General features: G+C 68.2%; 2 protein-coding genes. One reads left to right on the top strand and one right to left on the bottom strand.

Annotated features, from left to right (window positions below; all coding sequences use genetic code 11):
• On the bottom strand, positions 1–943 hold a 943-nt coding region (gene ftsE / locus DSP71_RS07220), incomplete at its 3' end, for a cell division ATP-binding protein FtsE (RefSeq protein WP_258546312.1).
• 184 nt (positions 944–1,127) lie between these two features.
• Here ftsE and DSP71_RS07225 point away from each other — a divergent pair.
• Positions 1,128–1,410: DUF2510 domain-containing protein (locus DSP71_RS07225; RefSeq protein ID WP_147251229.1), on the top strand; the 283-nt coding region annotated here is incomplete at its 3' end.

Below are 1,410 nucleotides of genomic sequence, written 5' to 3' on the forward strand. Positions count from 1 at the left end.
CGACGTTCGCAGCTGCGCCCTCCTGCACCGCGGGCTGCGGTTCCGGCGCTTCGACCGTGCGCGGGGCGGGCGGAACCACCGTCTCCCCGTCGCGATCGACTGCTGCCGCAGCCTGACGCTGACTGGCGAGCTCTTCTGCGAGTGCGGCACGCACCACCGAGAGATCGGCGGTCTGGCGCTGCACCTCCTGGACGGCGGTCAGTGCGGCAGCGGCTGCCGCACCACGCACTCCCTCTGGCACGAGGCGCGGGATGTTGGACGTGTCGCCGTATCCGCCATGCACCTCATCGCGGACCATCTCGCCGTCGCGCAGCTCGATCACGCGGCGCTGCATCTGATCGACGAAACCGGCCTCGTGGGTGGCCATCAGCACCGTGGTGCCCCCCGCGTTGATGCGGGCGAGCAGCTGCATGATGTCGACCGAGGTCGCAGGGTCGAGGTTTCCGGTCGGCTCATCGGCGAGCAGAACCTGGGGCCGATTGACGAGAGCGCGCGCGATCGCGACGCGCTGCTGCTCACCGCCCGACAGTTCGTGGGGCATCCGCTTCTGCTTGCCGTCGAGGCCCACCAGAGCGAGAGCCTCAGGCACCGCCTGTTGGATGAAGCCGCGGGAGGCACCGGTCACCTGGAGCGTGAACGCGACGTTCTGATGGACGGTCTTCGACGGGAGGAGTCGGAAGTCCTGGAACACCGACCCGATATGGCGGCGGAAGTACGGCACCTTGCGGTTCGCGAGGGCTCGCAGGTCCCTCCCGAGCACCGCGACCCGTCCCGAGGTGGGGACGTCCTCGCGCAGGATGAGGCGCAGGCAGGACGACTTGCCGGAACCCGAGGCCCCGACGAGGAAGACGAACTCCCCGCGTTGCACTTCGAAGTCGACACCGGAGAGGGCGGGCTTCGACGTCCCGCGGTAGCGTTTCGTGACGTTCTCGAACCGAATCATGGCGCTACGAGCCTAAGCGCGGGCTCTTCCCTGACGGCGAGCGACACCCCGCACAGGCACGTCCGCCCTCCGCCCGGATGGGGATTGCTCCCCATGCACACGCCACTGCCGCGTCACCTGCCACTGCTATACATGAAGATGCCGACCGCACGAAGCGGTCGCCGAATTCTTTCGAGGGGGAGCCATGACGACACCTGCAGGTTGGTACGACGACGGATCCGGACGGCAGCGCTGGTGGGACGGCCAGCAGTGGACGGAGCACTTCGCCCCTGAGGCGACGGATGCGGGGTCGGCCTCTGAGGAGCCGAACGTCTCCGAGACCACGCCGATCGAGGACACGGTCATCGAGGAGACGGTGATCGGAGACACGGTGATCGAAGACACGGTGATCCGTCCGTCCGAGGAGACGGTGATCATTCCCGAGGAGCGCGGCTCGTCGGCCGCCGCGGACCAGGGCGATGTCGATG

It is taken from the genome of Microbacterium sp. H6, from assembly GCF_003314775.1.
Taxonomy (GTDB): domain Bacteria; phylum Actinomycetota; class Actinomycetes; order Actinomycetales; family Microbacteriaceae; genus Microbacterium; species Microbacterium oxydans.